The sequence below is a fragment of the Streptomyces sp. RP5T genome (assembly GCF_003933965.1).
Classification (GTDB): Bacteria; Actinomycetota; Actinomycetes; order Streptomycetales; family Streptomycetaceae; genus Streptomyces.
In genome coordinates this window covers 1-562 of record NZ_RSAJ01001254.1, presented here as the reverse complement: position 1 = coordinate 562, position 562 = coordinate 1, and the positions used below count along the sequence as shown (strand labels likewise).

The following is a 562-nucleotide window of genomic DNA, read 5'->3' as shown; positions in this document are numbered from 1 at the left end:
CGTCACGCCAAACGTCACACCGCCGCGCCCACACGCCGGCGCGCAACGGAAGGCCGCCCATGCCTGAGACACCCGCCCCGCTCTTCATCGGCGCCCACGTCACCTACACCGGCCGGTACGCCGACATGCACGACCGAGTCCTACTCGTCCTGCCCTGCACATGGGACGGCCGTTGCGGTTCTTGTAACGAATGGGCCCTGACCACCGACGACCCCGAAGCGGACCGCCAACACTTCCTCATCCTCGACGAGGCGACGGGCACCGCCGTCAAGCACGTCGCACGAGAGGAGCTGAAGGTTCTGCCCTGGCACCGGCCCGAGGACGCTGTCGAGTTCAATATCAACGGCTACTGGTACGCCGCCGCGTACACCGCGCCAGGAGGCAGCAACCGGGCGCGCACGGTGCACTTCTACACCGCAGGCGCCTTCATGGGGCGCACTTGGTGCCACTTCCGCGAACTGACGCGAGAAGTGCGCCGCCTGGACCAGCAGGGCCACCGCCGCCCGACTCTGTGACCGCCCTGCCGCTTCCACCGGGCGCAGGGCCGCTGACCAACCCGCAC

At 68.9% G+C, this 562-nt stretch carries 1 protein-coding gene; it reads left to right on the top strand.

Features of this window, described 5'->3' with window-relative positions; translation table 11 throughout:
- Positions 1-59: 59 nt before the first annotated feature.
- Entirely contained in the window at positions 60-515 is a 456-nt protein-coding gene (locus EHS43_RS45690) for a hypothetical protein (RefSeq protein ID WP_125196155.1), read from the top strand.
- The last annotated feature ends 47 nt before the right edge of the window (positions 516-562 follow it).

Bases quoted from the DNA above. Each gene is read 5' to 3' on its own strand.
- EHS43_RS45690 (WP_125196155.1), top strand. From the start codon at position 60: ATGCCTGAGACACCCGCCCCGCTCTTCATCGGCGCCCACGTCACCTAC.